Below are 842 nucleotides of genomic sequence, written 5' to 3'. Positions count from 1 at the left end.
TTGGGCGCCATGCCGATGAGCGGCGGAATGCCGATGGGTGGCGGTGGGATGCCCGGTTTCGGTGCACCGCTCTCCGGGTTGAGCGGGCTGACCACCCCTTTCACCCAAGCCGCCAAACTGACCGGCAGCAACGGCAGCCCCGCCGCGGGCACGGGCGGGTCGAAGTCAGCGGTGTCGCAGGCAGCGAAGATCCCGCTCAGTGCTGTGCGGTACGACCGGCAGAAGTTCCCGGCGGGCAGGGATGCCTATCGGGGATACATCAGCGAAGCGCTTGACGTGATGGGCGTTGACGACCCGAGGGCTCGGGCACGATGGATGACCGGGTTGATGACCGCTGCAGCGCGGGAGTCCAGCTTCAACCCGTTGGCGGTCAACACCTCCGACATGAACGCCACGCGGTTGGCCGGCTCGGCGGCGGACGGGTTCCCGGCGGGTTCGTCACGCGGCGGTGTGCAGACGATTCCGGAGACGTTCGCGAGCTTTCACCAGCCTGGTACGGCGACGAACATCTATGAGCCGGTGGCCAACCTGTGTGCGTCGATGAACTATGTGATGAGCCGCTACGGGGTTGATCCCAGCGGGTCGAATCTGTCGAAGGTTGCGCAGTTCAACCCGAACTCTGCAGGCGGTGGTTACTGATGTCGGTGGAGGGGTTTGTGCGTGCTGCTGGTGGGGTGATGGGTCAGGCGCGGGATGGTTTCGGTACCGGGGTTGGGGTGTTGTTGCCGGTGGCGCCGTTGGGTCCGGCTCCGCCGCCGTCGATCACTCCCGGTGAGGGTCAGGCTGCTGATGGTCAGCAGGATTCGGCCGTCGAGCACCACAACTCGACGGCTGCGCTGGAT

General features: G+C 65.9%; 1 protein-coding gene and 1 pseudogene. Both read left to right on the top strand.

The annotated features are described in order from the left end of the window. Positions 1-639, top strand: a pseudogene (locus tag RMCN_RS25525) (transglycosylase SLT domain-containing protein); the annotation flags it as partial. Between the two features lie 17 nt (positions 640-656). Further along, a partial coding sequence (locus RMCN_RS30890) for a hypothetical protein (RefSeq protein ID WP_131542478.1) occupies positions 657-842 on the top strand: 186 nt, incomplete at its 3' end.

It is taken from the genome of Mycolicibacterium novocastrense (genome assembly GCF_001570485.1).
Classification (GTDB): Bacteria; Actinomycetota; Actinomycetes; order Mycobacteriales; family Mycobacteriaceae; genus Mycobacterium; species Mycobacterium novocastrense.
Note: the sequence above shows the minus strand (reverse complement) of the source record. Positions and strands in the feature narration are given on the sequence as shown.